Origin of the sequence: Paenibacillus sp. TCA20, assembly GCF_000732325.1 — a bacterium.
In the GTDB taxonomy this organism is placed as follows: Bacteria; Bacillota; Bacilli; order Paenibacillales; family Paenibacillaceae; genus Paenibacillus; species Paenibacillus urinalis.
The window spans coordinates 352,313-374,613 of the sequence record NZ_BBIW01000004.1; the positions used below are offsets into that span (position 1 = coordinate 352,313).

Consider the following 22,301-nt stretch of genomic DNA (forward strand, 5'->3'; position numbering starts at 1 on the left):
GACACGAGGAGTGTAGATTATGGTAAGCAGCGGATTTTTGAGTGCTTCCGGCTGAAGAATAGGATATACTGAGAAATACATTTGTCAGAATACATATGTGTACGTGTGTGTAACGTAAATAAAAGACTAGCATGAAATGCATCAGGGAGGATACGAATGGGAAACACAGAAGGATCATTACAGAAGAAGCTGAAGCCTAGACATATCAGCCTGATGGCGATGGGCGGTGTCATTGGAACCGGCATCTTCAAGGGAAGCTCGGAAACGATTGGTCTAGCAGGACCGGGTGTTATCTTCACATACATCATTGCGGGCTTGCTGCTTCTCGTCGTGATGACGGCCATGGCTGAAATGGCTACGGTATATCCGAATCGCAACATGAGGGATTTTGTAAGAGAAGCTTTTGGCGAGAGAGTCTCGTTTATTATGGGCTGGATGTATTGCTTCATGTGGCTGGCTGTATGTGTAATCGAGATTATCGCGGCAGGAAGCTTCCTGCAATATTGGTTTACAGATGTGCCGCTATGGATGCTCAGCTTGGGATGCGCTGCGATCGTGATCTTTATCAATTTACTTAGTGTCGGCACCTTTGGTGAGTTTGAATTTTGGTTTGCTGGCATTAAGGTCACGATGATCATTATCTTTATCGTCCTGGGTGTGGCCCTGATCTTTGGCATCATTCCTAGCGGCGAAGCACCCTTACTCAGCAATTACACGGACCATGGCGGATTTCTGCCGAACGGCTGGACCGCAATATTCTCAGCACTATTAGTTGTCATGTTCTCCTATGGCGGATCGGAAATGATCGGTCTGACGCTCACGGAGACAGAGAATGCAGAACGGGTGCTGCCGAAGGTGGTCCGCAACTTTATTTTACGGATCATCCTGTTCTTTACACTGCCAATTCTTATTATCTGCGGTCTCATTCCCTGGAATGAGCTTGGTCCGGAGAGCAGTCCCTTCGTACAGGTGCTTAGCTCGACAGGACTGACGGGTGCGGCTCACATTATGAACTTTGTGCTGATCACAGCAGTGCTCTCGGCAGCGAATTCAGGAATATACGGAGCATCCCGGATGCTCTACTCCATGGCAGCCGCAGGAGAAGCGCCCAGAGCATTGACCAAAACAAGCCGCAAGGGCAGCCCGTATAATACGCTGCTGTTGTGTGCCGTTATTTTGATCGGGGGCTCGATGCTGGGGCTGATTGCACAGGATCAGCTGTTCCGGATCCTCATGGCTGTGCCAGGCTTCACTGTGCTGCTCGTGTGGATCTGCATTGTTTCATCCCAGCTTAAGCTGCGGAAGCAATATCCTATACAGCCGTCCTTTAAGGTATGGGGCTACCCGTACATTACGACCTTTACGATTATCTGTCTGTCGGTGATTGCGTGCGGCTTCCTGATTGATGATCAGAACCGGTTCAGCATCAGTATCTGTTTAGCTGTACTGGTGGTGCTGATCGTCACATCGATCGTGAAGTTCCGTAAACCGGCTACGAAATAACAACAAAGCCTGTCTAACAGCTGAAGAGCTGATGGACAGGCTTTTGTATTTTGCATACTAGTGAATATCTCGTTTCTTGAAGTTGCCGCCGCGAACCTCGGATACATCCGAGATGACAACAAAGGCACTTTCGTCAATGTCTTTGACGATGGTCAGCAGCTTGTTCTCTTCCATACGGTTGATAACACAGTTAAGGATTTCTGATTGTTCATTAGAGAAGCCGCCCCGGCCAGGGGTATAGGTTACGTTCCGCCCCAGGCGGGATTGAATCGTATCCCCGATCTCCACCGATTTTTGACTGACAATACGTACCGATTTGGATTTTTCCAGACCGACCTGGATGATATCGATCACATTCTTCGCAATGTAGTAGGTCAGAGCAGAGTACAATGCACTTTCCAGACTGTACACGAAGCTTGCCGCAATGAAGACGAAGGCATTAAGGAATAGAATAATATCTCCGACAGAGAAAGGGATCTTGCGTGAGACGAGAACAGCCAGTACCTCAGAGCCATCCAGCGCACCCCCGTTACGCAGTACAATCCCGATCCCGATCCCGAGCAGCATTCCGCCAGACAGGACAACGAGGAGCGGGTCCTCCGGTCCCAGAATCGTATCCACATGATGCAGAACCACCGTAGATATAGACAGAGCGACAATCCCGACAACACTCATTAAGGCAAAGGTCTTGCCGACCTGCTTATAACCGAGATAGACAAAAGGAATATTCAAGACGAAGAGGAATACGCCAAGCGGAAGTCCAAACAGAGAGGATCCCATGATACTGAGACCTGTCACACCACCGTCGATAACATCGTTAGGAATGAGTACGGCTTCCAGCCCGTAAGCAGTGATGACCGCACCGATAATAATCATAATGATCTTGCGAATGTGTTCCAGCAATCCGTGTTTCTTCATTTAACTCTCCTTTTTTTGTTTTTAATATATTTAAGGATTTTGCATCCTGCCATTTCATCTGTAGAAGATCTAAGCTGCTCGGTAGATTGACGCAAAATCTTTATTTACAGGAGATGATGGATTAAAATAGGAGCATCCTGTATCATTCTCAATTGTATATGTATCAAATGGCACATCATTTAATATTATCACGAATGTGTAAGCAAAGGAAAGTTCATCATAAGAAATGTACATGATATGTAGGATTAATGTCGTGAAGTAGTATGGGATAAAATAAGCGATAGCTCAAGGAGAAAAACAAATTATATGGAGTATACACCACAGCAGGTTGCCGAATGGATGGTAGAGACGATCCGGTTCAAAGGGAATCTCTATCAGACAGAGGCGATTGAATATGTACGTGAGCATTTTGGAGAAGAGTTTGTATTTGTGAATGAGAATGGGAATGCGTCCTTGGAAAAGGAAGTGAAGAAGGCGTTCCGTAAGCTGCATAAAGGAAGAATTGCTTGGGATCGCGATGGATTTCTATGGGCCTGGACTTAAGAATTCAGAACACAAAACACAAAACACAAAACACAAAACACAAAACACAAAACACAAAACACAAAACACAAGAAAACAGACTGCATATCGCAGTCTGTTTGGCTATATCCTCTGCTGTGAAGAAATCCGTCACATTATGAGCCGTGTCATCAGTTCCCCGACAGGTCAATCTTGGTTTCCAGTCCTGCAATGAACTGATCTTCCTGCACATCCTCTGCAAAGTCATCCTTAATCATAAAAGGTTTAATGATGAGGTACTTGCTCTCACCTGTGGTAGTTGCATATCGCCGGTCATAAATAAGACGGTTACCCTCATATACTCCATCCCCGGACAATGCGGTCAGCTGTCTGCCTTGATCATCATAGACCACAATTCCAATCTTACGTAACCGCTCTTCATCCTTCTGTGTCAGTGAGCTGGCACTATTAAGTGCTATGGAAGTGGTCACCCTTGTGGTAATAGGGGATACGGAAACACTTGCAACGCCAAAGGTAAGATCCTCTTTCGTCACGGCAGTATTCGGGTTTAGCGAGATGGTTTGGGTATGGTTCTTCTCAAAAGGGACATCGATCCTAAACTCATGATCTATTCCATCAAGTTTAATAATTACCTCTGAGGTAAAGCTGTCAGATAGGGTGTTTGATTCCGCCCCATTCAGCACTTGCTCGAACACCAGCGTGTTTGGATGAGCTTCACCAGCACCTCCGTAGAAGATGCCTCCTTGTAATACAGAATTGGCTTCATCCTCTGTCTTGCCTGTAATGGATAGAGCAACATTCTCGATAGCATTGCTGAGCTTCATAGTGTTATTGCCATTATCATAGGTTCCGTTATCCAAATTCGGTGCAGTCACATTCACAATAAAAGCCGCCCGTGTGCCGTCATACAGCGTCTCTGTGACTTCGAGCTTCACATCCTTATAAGACACGGCATTGTTAACGTTGGTTGCAAGTCCTAGATCACCGCCGGCACGAAGGCCGCTGTCTGTCTCAAGGATACTGAAGAGGCTCCCAATGATAGGAATGCTCTTAATCGAAGCGGCCATGACCGGAGATACGAAGCCGGAAGCAAATACGCCGATTCCTAAAATGCCCGCTGCGGCTGCTGTTAAGCCTGCCTTGCGTAATCTGGAGGTTCTTCTCCGAACTGTATGCTGTTTCTGCCCGGAGAGGGAGGCATAGGTCTCATCCAATCTTGTTCGAACCAGAGGAGACACCTCAGTACTGCTTATGTCAACCTTCTTTAATTCATTCTCCACCTTAAATGCTGCCATATCTCATCTTCCCTTCGTGTATACTGGGTAAACTATGCTGCAGAGCGTCACGTGCTCTGGACAACCGCATCTTTACGGCGCTTTCGGAAACATCGAGAACCTTAGCTACCTGACGAATTGGAAGATCTTCAAAATAATGAAGAATGATCACCATACGCTGGGGCTCCTCAAGTCGCTCTACGGATTCTCTTAAATCTACCATTTCATAGCCTCCCATGGAGGCAGCTGTGGTGGGAATTTCGGCGTAGGCAATCGTACGGGAACGTTTGGATCCAATATTGTTACATTCATTAATCAGAATTCGAAAGATCCAAGTCTTGAAGAACTTCGGCTCCCGCAGCGTATGAATGGATTTAAAAGCTTTTAGTATCGTTTCCTGCATGGCATCCGCAATATCTTCTTCCTTGCCCAGCAGGGATCTCGCCATATAATAAAGTGAACCTTCCAGCTGCTTCACGAGCTTTACAAAAGCATCGGAATCTCCTTCTGCAGCCTTCCCGGCTAATGCTGCTATATCCACTTTGTGTGCTCCTTTCCTTCTGTTTTCTGGAACCAGAAAAGACGTGCAGCACGGCACGCCTTATGTACTTTAATACTTCATATCGTATATTGCTTACGGAATCTCGTAGGGGACACACCGATATGCCGGCTGAAGCAGGCAGAGAAGTAGGGGATATTCTCGAATCCGACCTGAACCGCAATCTCTGCAACCGGCCATTCGGTTTGCAGTAGAAGCAGCTTCGCCTGCTCCAGGCGGTATTTCATCAAGTACTCTCCAGGGGTTACTCCATATACCTGCTTCATGCAGCGAGTGATGTAATTGTAGTGAAAATTGAAGGCGGCTGTCAGCGTAGTGCTCGTGATTTCGGAACGGTAATGGTTCTTGATATAGGACTCGACTTGCTCCGCAAGCGCGATCACCGGACCTGCAAAGGCGTCGTTCTGACGTATATCCATCAATCGGAGAAGCTCCTCGAAGGTCTGCTGCTGAGTCCAAAATGCACGGGACTGGCGCTCTGTTGCTGCTGCATTCAGCTTGTTCATTAGTCGATAGGCTTGTTCAGGGTAGGGCAGGGTCCAGGACTTGTGCAGATGAAGCATGTAGGGTGAGGTCAGGAAACGCTCATAATGTGCATTTTGATTCATATGGAACCCTTCCTGTTCCATCTGCATCCACTCTCCTACAGCTTGAAAGTGTACCCAGTAGAATCGGGTATGCCCGGTTGACTGCTGTACAGGATAATGATGCTTGTCCGGCAGCAGAAGCAGCGTTTGCCCTGATGTCAGTGCCCAGCTTGCTCCTTCTTCCCCGATGTAGAGACAGCCTGATTCTACAAGAATCAGATCAAAGATCCCGAGATTGTTACGGTTCGGATGCTGGTCGCCGGCTGCATATTCTGTCACACCACTTTCCAAATAGTAGGGCAGGGGAGGCGCGGCGAAATAGATATGTCCATTCCCTTGCATATACATAAGCTCCTTATCCAATGCTTGTGTGATATTTTATAAAAATCAGGTTGGTATCAGCTATATTCCTGTTCTATTGTAACGCATAAAATGAAGTCGAACAGTAAATGAAATCAACTTCTGATGAAAAGGAGCAACTACGTTATGGGACAAACTGCAGGGATGAATAGAATCAAACCGGTATCCATGAAGCAAGTAAGCATTAAGGATGACTTCTGGAGCTATTACATAGATTTAGTCAGGGATGTGGTGGTGCCCTATCAATGGGAAGCAATTAACGACCAGGTCGAAGGTGCAGAGCGAAGCGGGGCGGTGAGCAATTTTAAGATTGCTGCTGGTCTTCAGGAAGGGGAATTTTACGGCTATGTGTTTCAGGATACCGATGTGGCCAAATGGCTGGAGGCCGTCGCCTATCTCTTGATCAATGAGCGGAATGCGGATCTGGAGCAGATTGCAGACGGCATGATTGATATTATCGGAGATGCTCAGCAATCCAGCGGCTACCTGAACACCTACTTTACCATTAAAGAACCGGATAAGAAGTGGACGAATCTGACGGAATGCCATGAGCTGTACACAGCGGGTCATATGATCGAAGCAGGTGTGGCGTATTATCAGGCGACAGGCAAGCGCAAGCTGCTCGATATATGCTGCCATATGGCGGATGACATAGAGCGTGTATTCGGGTATGGTCCGGATCAGATTCGAGGTTACGACGGTCATCAGGAGATTGAGCTGGCACTGGTTAAGCTGTATGAAGTGACAGGAGAGAAGAAGTATCTTGAGCTAAGCAAGTACTTCATTGATGAGAGAGGACAGAAGCCAAGCTTCTTCGAGGCAGAAGCAGAGCGCAGGGGCTGGACCACCATCTGGAGTAATAACAAATTGCAGCTCGATGAGGGCTATTATCAGGCACACAAGCCGGTAAGAGAGCAGGATGTAGCAAGAGGTCATGCGGTACGTGTTGTATACATGCTTGCCGGTATGGCAGACGTTGCGCGTGAAACGGGAGATGCTTCACTATTTGAAGCTTGCCGCAAGCTATGGGGGAATATTGTTTCCAAGCAGATGTACGTCACGGGGGGCATTGGCTCTATGGCTCAGGGTGAGGCTTTCTCGGTCGATTATGATCTGCCGAATGATACGGTGTATTCCGAGACCTGTGCATCCATTGGTCTTGTGTTCAGCGCGCAGCGCATGCTGCAGCTGGAGCCTGACAGTGCTTACGCGGAAGTGATGGAGCGTGCACTCTACAACACCGTCATTGCCGGGATGTCGAGAGATGGCAAGCGCTTCTTCTATGTCAACCCGCTGGAGGTAAACCCTAAGGTGTGTAGCGGCGCAAACCACAATTACAACCATATCAAGCCGGTTCGTCAGGAGTGGTTCGGCTGTGCCTGCTGCCCGCCGAATATCGCAAGACTGCTGGCTTCGCTCGGTGAATATATTTATTCGGTGCAGGACAAGACCGTATATACCCATCTATACATCGGCGGTGAAGCTGCGATTGAAGTGGCGGGAACCAAGATGGTGCTGAAGCAGGATTCCAGTATTCCTTGGGAAGGCAAAGTCAGCTTCGAGGTGGAAGTAGATCAATCTGCAGAATTCGGTATCGCACTCCGTATGCCGCAGTGGGCAGCGAATGTACAGGTAACGGTTAATGGCGAGGCTTACGATGTGACAAACAAGATAGTGAATGGTTATGCGGTCATTGAACGTGTATGGGAATCAGGTGACCGGGTGGAGCTGGTGATGGAGATGCCGATTAAGCGCGTCAGAAGTCATCCGCTGATCAAAGGAAACGCGGGTAAGGTTGCACTCCAGCGCGGTCCATTCGTGTACTGTATTGAGGAAGCGGATAATGGGGCGCAGCTTCAGCAGCTGATCCTGCCGCAGGACAGCGAGCTTCATGTGAGCGATGATCCTGCCATTGCCGGAGGAATTGTAGCCATCTCAGGAGAAGCGCTGCGGATGAATATGGATCAATGGGGTCAAGCACTGTATCAATATGATGAGCCGATACCGCTGAAGCAGGCGCAAATCAAGTTCATTCCGTATTATGCCTGGGCGAATCGGGATATGGGCGAAATGTCCGTCTGGGTAAAGGAACAGCTATAGTCAGAAGTGTTAGAAGGGATGAGAAGTCAGATCGATATGATCTGGCTTCTCTTTTTTCATGCTTATTCTGGAAACAGTGTGTTCTATCAAAAAGTTAATTTCTGAAATAAAAGGGTAATGAACTCTTATTCCACAGAAAAACGATTCATACAATTCTTTTGTAGATGAGGTGAACATTCATTATGTGGAGAATTGTTTTTCCTGCACTGGGAATGATTGCAGTGACCTATGCACTGGCTCGTTTAAGCTTTGGGCTATTTCTTCCCAATATATCCGATTCGTTAGGCTTAAGTGAGAGCGAAGGTGGGATTGTGGGATCAACAGCTTATGTATCCTATTCGTTGGCTCTGCTAATTTCTTCATTCTTAATTGAGAGAGCAGGACAGTATAAGGTGAATCTGATTGCTGGCATGACAGCGGTCTTGGGACTATTAGGCATTGCTGCATCACAATCTTTTTTACATTTAGTGATTAGTATGTTAGTAGCAGGCTTGGGAAGTGGATTGGCTTCACCTGCCTTAAGTCAGATGGCGCAGCATACGCTGTCCAATAAAGAGCTTGATCAAGGAAATACGTGGATCAATAGTGGAACCAGTGTTGGTGTTATTCTAACAGGACCTGTTGTATTGCTATTTACAGAGCACTGGCGGCTATCGTACTACTTCTTTTCATTCATCGCTGTCATCGTATGGATATGGAACTATTTAGTTATTCCGTCTGATCAAGATAAGAAGTCATCCACTCGTTCACAAACAAAATGGCTGTCGGCTATAAACAAGGCGAAATATTTGATTGCAGCGTCTCTTGTGATCGGTATTAGCTCGTCTATATATTGGACATTTTCCAGAAGCTTTATTACCAGTGAATATGGATTTACGACCAATGAGAGTGTTGTTTTCTGGATTATATTAGGTATAGCAGGCATATTGGGCGGATTTGCAGGGGGCTTCATACAAAGGCTGGGCTTGGCAAGGTCGTACCGACTACTTCTTGTTGTCATGCTGACTTCAATCCTGCTGCTTACGATTCCTAATCAGGTTACGGTTTACATTTCAGCCGGCTTGTTCGGGAGCACATATATCTTTCTTACAGGTTTATTTATTGTTTGGGCGACGAGAATCTTCAGCATCTTACCAGCATTAGGTGTCAGCTTATCTTTCTTAGCATTAGGAATCGGTCAGTCCCTGGGTTCTCTTATTGCCGGGAGCACGATAGAAATGACAAGCTACCCGTTTAGCTTCACACTATTTGCCGGCCTCGGTATTATTGCTCTATTCATTCCCGTACAGCAAAAGTAAGAACATCTAGGGAAGGATTACCCCAAGTTTAAAAATATAAAAAGAAGCCTGATCATTGATCAGGCTTCTTTGCTTGGCGCTTAATGCACAACAATGCTCTTTCTTATCTCTGTGATCATCCCTGTACTTTCTTACTTCAGGATGGTGTGGAGATATTTAGTATCTCAACCCCATACGGTGGCAGGACTAAGGTGGAAGGCTGCTTGCCAGCGGTTAATAAGCTGACATAGGAATACCCGAGATCAATGACAGCTTCCTGCCGGCTTAGATTAAGCACGAAGAGATAGGCCTTCGTCTCGTTCTGGCGTACAGACAATTGCACGCCTTCTGGCAGATTCTCGTAGTACGGTAGATCGGCTCCCTCGGCAGCTTCTTGAATCAGTCGTTCCATGTAAGCATCGTCAGGCTGGGTTCCTACATAATAGACTGTCCCATTACCGTAGCGGTTCCTTGTCACAGCAGGTACCCCTTCGTAAAAATCATCCGCATACCATGCGATGGCTTCTGCGGTGACCGGTTCGAGCAGATCATTCCACTGTGTAGAAGTGAACTGCTTCTGATCACTTGTCCGGATGTGATGGACATCATTTCCGATAGGATCGTACTCACTGACAACAACACCCGCACAATTAGACAGCAGCGCCGGAAGGGGCTGCATGTGACAAACGCTTAAATGGTCTTTAACCCCTGAGCGATGTGTCAATATGACGGTACCGCCGCTTGCTGCAAATTGCTCAATTCGTCCGGCTAGATGTTCATCGAGAAGATAGAGATGAGGAACAAGGAGAATTTTGTATCCCTCCAGCGCTTCCTTCGTATGGATAACATCAACGCCAATGCCAAGCTTCGTTAACGCTCTGTGCCATGCTTTGATATTCTCATAATAGTCGAATCCGTCAACGGGCTTCTGGTTGCCAAGGGCAACGAGCTGGTCACTTGAGTATAGAATAGCTGCATCATTTCGCAGGGTTGTTCCTTCCAGTTGTGCAGCAACGGAGTTCACTTCCCGGCATAGATCTGCAAACTCCTTGAATCTTCTGCCGGGTACATTGCTGTGATCAATGAGTCCATGCCAGAATTGCTCAGCTCCCTGAATTGCGCTGCGCCAGCGAAAATGGACGACAGTATCGGCTCCGCGTGCAATCGTCTGCCAGGAGAAGGCCCGAATAAAGCCGGGATAAGGCGTACGCCAATTCGGGAACCAGCAACCTGGAGGTCCGCTGAGCTGTTCCATAATCCAGAAGTTGCGGCGTTTAATGCCCCGGGTCAGATCGAGGGATAACGCTCCGCTGTAAGGTCCGGTCGCTGTCTTGTCCGGTGATGTATTCGGATAATAGTCGAAGGAAGCGAAGTCCAGCTCTGCTCCGATGAGATGGATATCCATCTTCTGCGGATAGCTGTGGAAGTTGTGAGTAATGAAATGTCCTGGAGCATACTGACGGATGACCTCCATCTGTTTACGCTGGAACCTAAGTGCTGAATCGGACTGAAAGCGGTGATACTCCAGCAGGAAGGAGGGGTTCTGATTCGCTGTCCCTCCGAGCGGAGTAGTGATCTCGCTCCAGTCACTGTACTCCCCGCTCCACACAACCGTTCCCCATGCATCATTCAGTTCCTTGAGCGATGCATATCTTGCCTCTGCCCATTCTCGAAACCTCGTGTTACAGGAGGGGCAGTGGCATTCCAGCAGCCAGTACTCATTATCAATCTGCCAGCCGCATACCGCCGGGTGGTTAGAATAGTGCTTGGCAAGCTCGCTGACGATCCGGATACTGTACTGGAGCAGGGAGGGGCTGTTGAAGCAGCGATGCCCTCGGACACCAGGCTGAACTATATCTCCGTTGTGCTGGATAGGCAGAATATCTGGATGCTTGCTAGTAAGCCAGCGGGGCGGCGTATTGGTGGGTGTACCAATAACGACTTGAATGCCGTAGCGGTGAAAGGTATCGACTGCACGGTCCAGCCAGGCAAAATCAAATCGACCGTCTTCAGGCTCAAGGCGACTCCAAGCAAACTCGGCAACCCGAATGAGCTTCACACCTGTCGTCTGCATGAGCGCGGCATCCTGCTCCCACATGGTCTCATCCCAATGCTCAGGGTAATAATCTACACCGACTTGAACGTTTGAGAAAGCTGTTGTTGATTGTGTCATATAACCATTCCTCGTTTCGATTGAAATCTCGTATGCTTATATACTATAGGTTCAAGCGCTTGAGACTCTTGCAGCATTTTAGCACGAAATATCAATATCTTGTCCTTATATCCTGCTGATAAAAAAACCGGTACCTTCTCTAGGATCGAGGGCAATGGAATTTGAAAAAGCTGCCGCCTGTAAAGTACAGACAGCAGCTTCAGTGAGTTACGTAGTTTTTTCAAAATGTCCTTTACATAAGGATACTTTTAATATCGATGTTTCTTTTCTATTATGTCCACCCGGTATGGGCGATAATTAGAGGGTACAAGTCCACTATTGCGGATAATCACTTCTTTAAGTTAAACAGCTTTAATTTGTTCTCTTCAACTTCTGCCCCCAAAATACCATCTTCAAGAGAATAGATTTTTGTACCAACTGTAAGTTCATTTGATGAAAAATCCTCTTGAGGTATTTGATTAGAATCAGTCTTTGTACTGATTGTTCCTAATAAATCTTTATCCGGATATTGATCTGATGAAATCACATTTTGTCCTATATATTCTTGCCCGCTATATATTAGAATCGATGCACTAGAATTACTATTATTTCCGCAGGCCATCATAAAGACTACCAGTATAAAAAGGGACGATATTGCTAAAAAACACCTCTTCATTCCATATCCCCTCACAACGAGTTTATTTTGTTTAATAGGAAAACATCATCATTAGTTTCCATAAAAGGATATGGTATGTAAATAGTACTTGCAAGTCAAACCTTACACTTAACATGACTTCACAGATAGGCTTGAAATTCGAAAAAGCTGCCGCCTGTAAAGTACAGACAGCAGCTTTAACGAGTTGCCCATTTTTATAAAATGTCCCTTACAAAGGTTACACTATACTTCACAAGAAGGATCGGCTTTATCTTAGTGTTCGTTTTGCTCCACAACACCAAGCTGCTTGTTTTTCTCTTTGAACTTCGCGTTATGGGAGGAGACGTAGGCGTATTTATCAGCTTCAGGCTCTATGTACAGCTTCGCTCCATTCAGTGCACTTACGGCATCAGTGAATGTACCTGCGATGAGACGCACCTTGCCTTCAAAATCAACAAAATCGCCTGCAGCAAATACACCTGGAATGCTTGTGTTCATGCTACTTCCAACCTTACATGTCCAATCTCCCATTTCAATGCCCCATTCTCGAATCGGACCAAAATTGTAGCGCATCCCATGATTAACGATGACGGCATCGACTTCGATCCGTTCCTGTTCACCTGTCTCCACATGGCGGATGCTCACTTCGTTAATATCCGTTCCGTTCGCACTGTGCAGTGAATCAATAGCATAAGGCGTGCGCACCACACAGGAGGATTCCTTCATCTTCACCACATTGCGCTCATGACCGCCGAACTGATCCCGCCGATGAACGACGATCAGACTCTCTGCGATCGGCTCCAGCGCATTCGCCCAATCCACGGCAGAATCACCGCCGCCGGAGATAAGCACACGCTTGCCGCGGAATACTTCCAGCTCCTGTACCGTATAATGCAGATTGCTTACTTCATAACGGTCTGCACCTTCAATTTCGAGCTTCGCCATTTCGAGAATACCATAGCCTATGGCCATGACAACGGTCTTGGTCCAGTGCTGCTCGCCTGTTGCTGATGTCAGAATAATCGTGCCGTCCGATTGACGCTCAAGCCCGGTAATATGCTGTCCGAGTACAATCGTCGGATCAAAGGTCATCGCCTGCTGAGACAGTTGCTTAATCAGGTCTTTACCGAGAGTAGGGGTTAAACCACCCACATCCCAGATCATCTTCTCAGGGTAGATCAGAATTCGGCCGCCCAGCTCTTCCCGAGCCTCAATCAGCTTCGTCTTCAAATCTCTCATTCCGCTGTAAAAAGCAGTATACATACCGGCAGGGCCCCCGCCGATGATCGTCACATCATATAATTCAAGCTGTTCGCTCATTATTTACGTTCCTTCTTTCCGCATAGTCAGTTGTACAATTGCCTATCGGGTTTATCTTCGCTTATTATATTTGATAACGATTATCATCGTCAATTGATATCTGGTATTGAAGAACTATTTTATAGTAATCTATGAGACCATGTGGATGAAGAGAATGGAATATGACATTGATATCTAGAGCTCAAGCCCGCGATCCGATAGGGAACTGCGGGCTTTTGCGGTCTACGAAAATTGCGGTCTACGAAAATTGCGAGTCTGTGAAAGCTGTGAGTCTACGAAAACTGAGTCTGAGAATCATGCTGGCTACATGCTGGTGGCTACTTCCTGCCTCAGCTTGCGATATTCGCTTGGAGTGCAGCCGACATCCTGCTTGAACAGCTTAGAGAAATAGGGATAATTAGCGTAGCCGACTTTCCCGGCGATGGAATAGACGGATAGTGATGTACTCTCCAGCAGCTGACGTGCACTTCTGATCCGGGTCTGAATAATGTAAGCCCCCAGCGATATGCCGGTCTCCTTCTTGAAGATGCGTGCCAAATAATCTGGGTTCAGATACACCATTTCCCCCAAACTGTTCCTTGTCAGCTCATCACCGCAGTGCTTATGAATATGCTGCTTGATCTCCTCGACGACGGAGTCCTGCTGTGCTGCATAACGGCGGTATTCTGCTGCCGTTGTAACCAGGTACTCGATATACTTCTCCATATCCTCTACCGAATAGAGAGACGCAGCGTATAACTGATCATGGGTCTTTCCGGTGTACAGCTTATGGGCCTGAATTTCTCTGCTCTTTAGATAGGAATAGACGAGCTGAATCATGTCTAATCGGAACAGGCGAAGTACGGAAGCAGTTAGGACTTGACCTTGCCCGTTCGCAATCAGGTCATACAGGCAGCGCTTCGCCTCATTCAAGAACGACACCGGATCATCCTTATGCAGCCATTCTTCAAGCCGTGTCAAATCCGGCGCTGTGTAGACGGCTGCCTTTACTCCCTCTGCCTGAGGGTACTGCTCCAGATATAGCATTTGATTGCGGTGCTTGATGATGTTCTCATTCATGCGAAGTAAATTCTGTATTCCTTGGTACAGCTCTGGCAAGGGGGCGGTTACGCCGATGCAGCACGAGGCATCGGATTTCAGGAAACGGTTTGCTTTTTGAATAAAGGAGGCACACGCCGTTTCGATAAGAGCAGCTTCTTCATCTGAAGACCATCTCAGGATAACAAAATAGTGATTATCTTTGACCTCAATCATAGCTTCTACGGTGAAGGAGGGATGATGAAACAGCTCCGTAATTACGTTATGAAGCGCATAGTTGAACAAGTCCTTGTCTTCTATGCCAAGGCTCTGGTCGTAAGCATAGATGGATATCAGCAGAGGCAGGAACGGGTCGGACAACTGATATGGCAGACTCTGCTCTTTGATCGCCTCAGCCAGAGCTGCTGAGCTTGGGGCATTTTTCTTCTCGGTGCTGAGCTGTCTCCAGAAATGCTCCACCATCTTGCGCTGATTTTTCTGCCAGAGCTGCCCCTCCCTAATAGCCGATTCATTCCTTCGTTGTTCCCGCACCTTGTAGATCGCTTTGGACAGGATCAGCGTGAGCTTGTCAAAGGCAATCGGCTTCAGAAAATAGTCAAAGCTTTGCAGCTCGATCGCCTTCTGCGCGTAATTGAAGTCGGCATAGTTTGTTAGGAAGATCGTTTGGACTGCATAGTTCTCCTCCCGAATCCAGGCCAGAAGCTCAAGCCCGCTGCCTTGCGGCATCTCGATATCGCATACCATAATCTCAATATCCTGCTGCAACAAGATCTCTCTGGCTTGGGCTATATTGTAGGCGGTGTAGACCTGATCAATGGATAGAGCGCTCCAGTCGATCTTTTGCTCTAGTGCAGCAACGACAAAATAATCATCATCCACTAGCAATACATTCATGTGTGCACCTTCCTTCCTTCAGGTTAGGCTTGCAGGGGCTGTGGCAGAAACAGCTGAATACAGGCACCACCATAGATCTGATTTGAAAAATCCACCCGGGCTTCTCCCTCGTACAGCGACTCCAGCCTCTTCAGCGTGTTCATAATTCCGATTCTGTGTCCTTGGATCATCTCAAGCGGCTGACCAGCCTGAAGCTGCTCCAGGATTTCTGCGGGAAATCCGGGTCCTGAATCTTCAATTACGATCTTGAGGACACGGCCGCTGCTATCCATCTCCTGTTTCAATTGCAGCTGAATCTGCAGCTTGTTATCTCTCGATACGGCATATTTCACCGCATTCTCTATGAAGGTCTGAAGCACGAGTGGAGGAAGCAGCATCTCCCGAACGGCGTCACTTCCCTTAATGTCGTAGGTGAAGGCATTCCGATACCGGTGCTTTTGGATTTCAAGATAAGTTGTGACATGCTCAATCTCATCTCCAAGCCGTACAAAGTGATTGTTATTCTGGAAAATATACCGGAAGTACGAGGAGGTGGAGAGGGCCATATATTCGATCTCCTTGTGCATTTGCATTTGGGCCATACTGTAGATGTTGGTGAGGCAGTTGAGAAAAAAGTGCGGTCTGATCTGCATTTTCATATATTCAAGCTGCACCTGCTGCTTGGACAGCTCCTGTTCATACATATCGATCTTGATCTGTTTCATTTGCTCGATGAGATTTCTGTACTGTAATCCTGCTTCTGACAGCTCAATGATGGGGCTGCTGGTGAAGTCCAGCGGCTCGCTGGACTCTGCCATCTTCGAGAGGTTTTTGGAGAATTGCTGGATTGGCTTCAGCACTCTGCCCTTGAAATACATAACGACAACGATCAGGGAGGACGCCACAATAACGAACAGGAGCAGGATCAGGAGCTGGGCGACCATCATTTTCTCGAATGCGCCGAACTCAATGAACATTTTCACGTTAATGGTAGAATCGGTGAACGCCTTGCTTACGGTCGTCCGTGGACCCGAGATGAATGGAAAGCTGAACCCGGATTCTTGACTCTGTTCCATATCTGCTGCAGGACTGGACAAGATTCTGCCGTCCTGATCAACCAGAGTAGAGAAGCCGTTCTTTCCTAAATTAATCTGTCTTAGAGGCGCGATGAGATCATCTGCAGAAATAAGGCACATCAGATATTGCTCATGATAAGGCACGATATTGATGATGTAGTACTTATCCTGGATGAGAATGGGCGTCCAGTTGGAATAGAACTTGTCATAGACATTGGGATCGCTCGTATAGCTGACCAATTGCTGTCCAAGCTCCTGGTACTCGGGATAAGTGATGCTCATGGGCGCATAATTGCGGAGGAGCTTCTCATCGCTGGAATAATAGAAGAAATTGTACTCGGGTCCGTAGTTCTTCTGCAGCTCTGTGTAGCGTTTACGCAGATTATCATTGGCTTCGAGGAATTCGTCGTAGTCACTGCTCTGTCGCTTGGGTACTAATGCAGCAATGTTGTCGTCGTTGGCCAGCGTCCAGCCCATATAATGATTGATATAATCAAAGTCATGATTGATTCTTGTCAGGTAGAGATCGGCCGTATCCTGGAGGTAACGTGTGGACTGCTGTTTAACGATCGAGATCGAGGCCATGCTGATGGCGAGATCAAGCAGAAGAGTGGAGATGGTGATTAGAAGCGTAATTTTGACATAATGCCGGATGGGATGTGACCTGCGCTGCGTATGCTTGATAACCCTATCCATCGTCAAGCTTCCTTTCCTCACGCTTAGAATGTAAGCGTTTTATTATATGGTATTGATATTATAATTCCTCTGTTGTCAAAAGAACATGGCTGCCAGGTCATTTTTGCACAAAGTCTGGATTGTGCATGAAGAAGTCCGTAATCCCCCATAAAGCACATGCCTTGTCAGGACAGAGTAGGGAAGCGGAACGAATGAAAAGTCCGAATCCTCTCGGTTACAAGTCCAGTACGTAACCTTCACGCGGAGTATACTCAAGTCAGGACAGAGAAGTTAAGCTTGAAAGCGCTTCGATAAGCACCTGACAGGAAAGGGGAGCGGATGTGAGAACAGCGGATTTAAATGTAAAACAGAGTCATCGGAAAAGAGCACCTGCGCTGCAGCAGATCAAGCGGAATTGGGGTCTATATTTACTGCTGCTGCCTGCTGTAATATTGCTGCTGCTATTTGCTTACATTCCGATGTATGGCATCGTCATTGCCTTCAAAGACTACAGTCCGGCCCTTGGCATCGAAGGCAGTCCCTGGGCAGGTCTCAAGTACTTCGAGAAATTTTTTAATTCCTATCAATTTGATACGACGATCAAGAACACGCTGATCCTCAGCTTGTACAGTCTGGCCACGTTTCCGATTCCCATCATGCTCGCACTGATGATCAACCAGATGAGAGAGAACCGGTTCAAGCGTTTTTTTCAGACCGTAACCTATATGCCGCATTTCATCTCGACCGTCGTTATGGTGGGATTGCTACTGATTCTCTTATCGCCAAGCACAGGTCTGATCGGCCACATTTACCGTTTGTTTGGTGCGGAGGCCCCTAATCTGATGGGATCACCGGGGTTGTTCAGCAGTGTATATGTATGGTCCGATGTGTGGCAGCATACCGGCTGGGACAGCATTATCTTCATTGCGGCGTTGTCTGCTGTGAGCCCGAGTCTGTACGAAGCGGCCACGATGGACGGAGCAAGCCGGTGGCAAAAAATATGGTACATCGACCTGCCGATGCTCATGCCGACAGCCGTCACACTGCTGATCCTGAGAGTGGGGAGCCTGCTTGGTGTCGGTTTCGAGAAGGTCTACCTGATGCAGAACAACTTGAACATCTCCTCAAGTGAGGTTATCTCCACTTATGTTTATAAGATAGGGATGCTCAGCAGCCAGTACAGCTTCTCGTCCGCCATTAACCTCGCGAATACGATCATTAATTTCATCCTGCTCATCATGGTGAATGAGATATCCAAGAAATACAGCAAGAACAGCCTGTGGTAGGAGCTTACAGGAGAGGAGGAATAAAGAGTGGATCATGTGGATGTGCCCCGGCAAGCGGCCCGGCCTGTTAACAATCGTTCCTCGGATAGAGTGCTGGAGATTGCCATGTATGTGTTTGCCATCATGCTGCTCATTGTGCTCATGTATCCGATATATTTTATTATCATCGCCTCGTTCAGTGATCCGGCAGCTGTGGCGAACGGTCAGGTGTGGCTGTTCCCCAAAGGGTTCACACTGGCAGGCTATCAGGAGCTGCTAAAGCATGAGAATATATGGATTGGGTATCGGAACACGATTTTGTATACGGTCATTGGTACGGTCATCAGCCTTGTGGTGAATATATCCGCAGCTTATGCGTTATCCCGCAAGGATTTATTTGGCCGCAGAGCCATCTCGCTCTTTTTTATCTTCACGATGTTTTTTAATGGAGGGCTTATTCCTACTTTCCTTACGATCAGGGACTTCCATATGTATGATACCTTTCTCGTGATGGTGCTTCCGTTCTCGGTTGCCGTGTATAACATTATTGTCGCCCGGACTTTTTTTCAGCACAGCATCCCTGAAGATTTGTGGGAAGCGGCACAGCTCGATGGCTGCGGCAATTTGAGATACTACCTGCAGATCGTTATTCCCCTGTCCAAAGCTGTGATCTCTGTGATTGCCTTATGGACGGCGGTGGGCCATTGGAACTCGTATTTTAATGCACTTATCTATTTGAAGGACCCGAATCTGTATCCGCTGCAGCTCATTTTGCGCAATATTCTGATTACCAATCAGATGCAGTCCAGTATGGGAACTGGAGAGGCAGCGGCCGTTGCACTGCGTCTTGCCAATCTGATGCGCTATGCGGTCATTATTGTCGCAACGGTGCCGATCATGTGTATTTACCCATTCGTACAGAAGTATTTCAATCAGGGGGTGATGATTGGCGCCGTGAAGCAATAGCCGTCATGTAGTCTGTAATGCGCTGATATAGGGTCTGGATTTTATAAGAGGGGATCGATGAATATGGGGATGAAGTATAGGAATAGAGCCTATCGATTGAAGCTGCTGACTTCGGTTGTCCTGGCGTCAACACTGCTCCTGGGGCTAATCGGCTGCAGCAATGAAACAGCAGAGGAGCCGCAGGCCGTAGATGAAGCTGTCTTTAATCAAGAGGGGCTGCCTATCGTTAATGAACCGATCACGCTGGATGTGCTGACGGTGCGGTGGGGCAATATGGGGGATACATTTACGCAAAACCAGTGGCTTAAGGACTTGGAGCAGCAGACCAATGTCAAGATCAACTGGCAGGTCATGTCCTCCAATGACTGGGGTGAGCAAAAATCGATCATGCTGGCGAGCGGCACGCTCCCGGATGTGATCCTGGGTGATGCGGTATTCTCGGATTCGGATATTGTGAACAACCTGGCTTATTTCCGTCCGCTGGATGAGTATATTGATCAGTATATGCCGAATTTGAAGGCTGCTATGGAGGAGACCCCGGAGCTGAAGAAGATCAGTACCTTCCCGGATGGGCAAATCTACTCTCTGCCGGCAAGACTGCCTTCGAGACCGAAGTCCATGAATCAGCCGATTATTAACAAGGTATGGCTGGATCGTCTGGGACTCGAGGTTCCAGAAACGACGGATGAGCTGTATCAGGTGCTCAAGGCCTTCAAGGAGCAGGACCCGAACGGTAACGGCAAGCAGGATGAAATCCCGATCAGCGGCTCGGGTGATATCAGCAGTGATCTGCTGAGTCCGTTTGGTATTACGGATATTAATGCCAGCAGCATGATGATTCAAGATGGCAAGCCGGTCTTCTATCCAGTAACCGAGCAATATAAAGAAGCGATTAAATGGGCGCATCAGCTGTATGCAGAAGGCTTGATTGATCCTGAATTGTTCACACAGGATAATACGATGTCTACAGCGAAGCATCAGAACCCGGATGCCGCGCTCATCGGATTCACGAACCAGTGGATACCGGATGCGGTGTTCGGCAAATGGAAAGATGAATATGAGGCAATTCCAACCCTTGCCGGACCTGACGGGCAGCGTTATCAGGCAGGAGACCCTGTAGGGCTCAGCTTCAGACGCAATGAGCTGCTGATCACGACTTCCAGCAAATACCCTGAGGTCGTCGCCCGCTGGGCAGATCAGTTCTATACAAATGAAGCCAGTATTCAAAATTTCTGGGGAGCGATCGGTACTGTCATTGAGAAGAAGGACAATGATACGTATGCACTGATGAGTCCACCAGAGGGTACGAGCGCAGATGCATGGTATTGGGAGCAGTCACTGCGAGATTTTGGACCGAAATATGTCAGTCCGAGCTTTGAACAGAACATTATTCTGGATGAAACGGTCGGAGATGGTCTGAAGCTGGTCATTGATAAGCTGGGCGCTGACTATGTGACAACACCATTCCCGAATGTCATGTACAGCAGTGAGGAGTTCCAGGAGCTGCCGACACTGACAACGGATATTGATGGATACGTCCGTACCAATCGTGCCAAATGGATTACGGAAGGTACCATTGATGAGGAATGGGATGGATACCTCAAGCAGCTGAATGATATGGGACTGGAGCGATTGGTTCAGATCCGGACCGAAGCGTATGCGAGGTATACGAGCGTGCAGTAATTGAATTTTTTCCTAAGACTAGGGAAGAGCACTCCAAAGAGCACTCCGATAAGGGGTGCTTTTCTGCGTCTGATTATGGCATTTCAAAAATGATTGTGAACATCAGCCAATACTTATATAATGAGGTTCGTTATATTGAAATGGATTAGCATTTAAAGAATATAGTTCGTGAGCATGGGGGATGTCATTTGTGGCTACAGCAATATTAGCCTGCGTTATCTTTGTAATTACTTTAGTACTTGTCATATGGCAGCCCCGTAACCTGTCGATCGGCTGGTCCGCATGCGGCGGGGCGGTTATTGCACTGCTGGCCGGGGTCGTGAGCTTCGGAGATGTCTATGATGTCACCCAGATTGTCTGGAATGCGACGCTGGCCTTCATTGGCATCATTCTGATCTCCCTGATTCTGGATCAAATCGGGTTCTTTGAATGGGCAGCCCTCCATATGGCCAAGGCGGCCAGAGGAAATGGAATTCGGATGTTCGTGTATATCAGTGTTCTCGGCGCACTGGTATCGGCTTTCTTCGCTAACGATGGAGCAGCCTTGATTCTGACTCCGATTGTATTGGCGATGGTCCGTGCCCTCCGATTTGATGAGAAGAAGGTGTTCCCTTATATCATTGCAAGCGGGTTTATCGCGGATACGACTTCACTGCCGCTCATTGTGAGCAACCTGGTTAATATCGTCTCTGCCGACTTCTTCGGCATCAGCTTTGGCGAATATGCGAGTCGAATGATCGTCCCGAGTCTGTTCTCTCTTGGCGCCAGCATCCTCGTATTGTATCTGTTCTTCCGCAAGAGCTTTCCCAAGCGGTTTGACGATTCAGAGCTGATGGCACCATCTGAAGCGATCAAGGATCCGAAGCTGTTCCGTATTTCGTGGTATGTGCTGGGACTGCTGCTCATCGGATATTTTGTGTGTGAGTTTGTCGGTGTTCCGGTATCGGTGGTAGCAGGAATCATTGCAATTCTGTTCCTCGTACTCGCGAGAAGAAGTCCGGCGATTCAGACTAAGGAGGTCGTCCGAGGTGCACCGTGGAGCATTGTGTTCTTCTCGGTGGGGATGTATGTCGTGGTGTATGGACTGCGGAATGCAGGGCTTACAGACATTTTGGCGGATGCCATCGGTGCTGTAGCTGATCAAGGTTTGTTCGCTGCAACGATCGGGATGGGCTTCATCGCGGCCATCCTCTCATCCATTATGAATAATCTGCCGACCGTAATGATTGGCGCCCTTGCGATTGATGCCGCAGAGACGACTCAAGCGGTGAAGGAAGCGTTGATCTATGCGAACGTGATCGGTTCTGATCTTGGACCGAAAATAACGCCGATCGGCTCACTTGCGACCCTGCTCTGGCTGCATGTGCTGTCTGCCAAGGGAATCAAGATCTCTTGGGGGACTTATTTTAAAACAGGCATCATCATTACGATTCCAACCTTGTTTATTACGCTGCTAGGCTTGTACCTGTGGCTTCTTATTTTGTAGAGGTGGACATAC

17 protein-coding genes are annotated in these 22,301 nt (G+C 47.7%); 8 read left to right on the forward strand and 9 right to left on the reverse strand.

Annotated features, from left to right (window positions below):
- The first annotated feature begins 156 nt into the window (after positions 1-156).
- Positions 157-1,503: an amino acid permease gene (locus tag TCA2_RS10440; protein WP_047911531.1), complete on the forward strand. Its 1,347-nt coding sequence runs from the start codon at positions 157-159 to the stop codon at positions 1,501-1,503.
- 57 nt (positions 1,504-1,560) lie between these two features.
- On the opposite strand, the gene TCA2_RS10445 is transcribed toward TCA2_RS10440, so the two are convergent.
- The gene (locus TCA2_RS10445; RefSeq protein WP_047911532.1) at positions 1,561-2,421 is read right to left on the reverse strand and encodes a YitT family protein; all 861 of its coding nucleotides are present in this window, start codon (positions 2,419-2,421) and stop codon (positions 1,561-1,563) included.
- Positions 2,422-2,727: 306 nt separating this feature from the next.
- Between TCA2_RS10445 and TCA2_RS10450 the strand changes: the two genes are divergently transcribed.
- Entirely contained in the window at positions 2,728-2,964 is a 237-nt protein-coding gene (locus tag TCA2_RS10450; RefSeq protein ID WP_047911533.1) for a hypothetical protein, read from the forward strand.
- A gap of 149 nt (positions 2,965-3,113) precedes the next feature.
- On the opposite strand, the gene TCA2_RS10455 is transcribed toward TCA2_RS10450, so the two are convergent.
- From TCA2_RS10455 to TCA2_RS10465, 3 genes are all read right to left on the reverse strand, one after another.
- Positions 3,114-4,238, reverse strand: coding sequence for a DUF4179 domain-containing protein (locus TCA2_RS10455; RefSeq protein ID WP_047911534.1), 1,125 nt, complete (start codon positions 4,236-4,238; stop codon positions 3,114-3,116).
- Entirely contained in the window at positions 4,225-4,758 is a 534-nt protein-coding gene (locus TCA2_RS10460; RefSeq protein WP_047911535.1) for a sigma-70 family RNA polymerase sigma factor, read from the reverse strand. The genes TCA2_RS10455 and TCA2_RS10460 overlap by 14 nt, the downstream gene beginning before the upstream one ends.
- A 77-nt stretch (positions 4,759-4,835) precedes the next feature.
- On the reverse strand, positions 4,836-5,705 hold the full coding sequence (locus TCA2_RS10465; protein WP_047911536.1) for an AraC family transcriptional regulator: 870 nt from the start codon (positions 5,703-5,705) through the stop codon (positions 4,836-4,838).
- A 144-nt stretch (positions 5,706-5,849) separates the two neighbouring features.
- Here TCA2_RS10465 and TCA2_RS10470 point away from each other — a divergent pair, with 144 nt between their 5' ends.
- On the forward strand, positions 5,850-7,823 hold the full coding sequence (locus tag TCA2_RS10470; RefSeq protein ID WP_047911537.1) for a glycoside hydrolase family 127 protein: 1,974 nt from the start codon (positions 5,850-5,852) through the stop codon (positions 7,821-7,823).
- Positions 7,824-8,005: 182 nt separating this feature from the next.
- Positions 8,006-9,121 (forward strand): MFS transporter, encoded by a 1,116-nt coding sequence (locus tag TCA2_RS10475; RefSeq protein WP_047911538.1) that lies wholly within the window; start codon positions 8,006-8,008, stop codon positions 9,119-9,121.
- Between the two features lie 136 nt (positions 9,122-9,257).
- On the opposite strand, the gene TCA2_RS10480 is transcribed toward TCA2_RS10475, so the two are convergent.
- From TCA2_RS10480 to TCA2_RS10500, 5 genes are all read right to left on the reverse strand, one after another.
- On the reverse strand, positions 9,258-11,273 hold the full coding sequence (locus TCA2_RS10480) for a beta-galactosidase (protein ID WP_047911539.1): 2,016 nt from the start codon (positions 11,271-11,273) through the stop codon (positions 9,258-9,260).
- Positions 11,274-11,601: 328 nt separating this feature from the next.
- On the reverse strand, positions 11,602-11,928 hold the full coding sequence (locus tag TCA2_RS10485) for a hypothetical protein (RefSeq protein WP_047911540.1): 327 nt from the start codon (positions 11,926-11,928) through the stop codon (positions 11,602-11,604).
- A 252-nt stretch (positions 11,929-12,180) separates the two neighbouring features.
- Positions 12,181-13,227 (reverse strand): NAD(P)/FAD-dependent oxidoreductase, encoded by a 1,047-nt coding sequence (locus tag TCA2_RS10490; protein WP_047911541.1) that lies wholly within the window; start codon positions 13,225-13,227, stop codon positions 12,181-12,183.
- 303 nt (positions 13,228-13,530) lie between these two features.
- Entirely contained in the window at positions 13,531-15,159 is a 1,629-nt protein-coding gene (locus TCA2_RS10495; protein WP_047911542.1) for a response regulator, read from the reverse strand.
- 23 nt (positions 15,160-15,182) lie between these two features.
- Positions 15,183-16,910 carry a sensor histidine kinase gene (locus TCA2_RS10500; protein WP_047911543.1) on the reverse strand — a complete coding sequence of 576 codons (1,728 nt, stop codon included), beginning with the start codon at positions 16,908-16,910 and terminating at the stop codon, positions 15,183-15,185.
- A 410-nt stretch (positions 16,911-17,320) separates the two neighbouring features.
- Between TCA2_RS10500 and TCA2_RS10505 the strand changes: the two genes are divergently transcribed.
- The 4 genes from TCA2_RS10505 to TCA2_RS10520 all read left to right on the forward strand — a co-directional run bounded on the left by TCA2_RS10505 (position 17,321) and on the right by TCA2_RS10520 (position 22,289).
- On the forward strand, positions 17,321-18,175 hold the full coding sequence (locus tag TCA2_RS10505; protein ID WP_152557702.1) for an ABC transporter permease subunit: 855 nt from the start codon (positions 17,321-17,323) through the stop codon (positions 18,173-18,175).
- Positions 18,176-18,280: 105 nt separating this feature from the next.
- Positions 18,281-19,120: a carbohydrate ABC transporter permease gene (locus TCA2_RS10510; protein WP_152557703.1), complete on the forward strand. Its 840-nt coding sequence runs from the start codon at positions 18,281-18,283 to the stop codon at positions 19,118-19,120.
- Positions 19,121-19,183: 63 nt separating this feature from the next.
- Entirely contained in the window at positions 19,184-20,803 is a 1,620-nt protein-coding gene (locus tag TCA2_RS10515) for an extracellular solute-binding protein (protein ID WP_047911656.1), read from the forward strand.
- A 181-nt stretch (positions 20,804-20,984) separates the two neighbouring features.
- Positions 20,985-22,289: an arsenical efflux pump membrane protein ArsB gene (locus tag TCA2_RS10520; protein ID WP_047911546.1), complete on the forward strand. Its 1,305-nt coding sequence runs from the start codon at positions 20,985-20,987 to the stop codon at positions 22,287-22,289.
- Positions 22,290-22,301 lie beyond the last annotated feature (12 nt).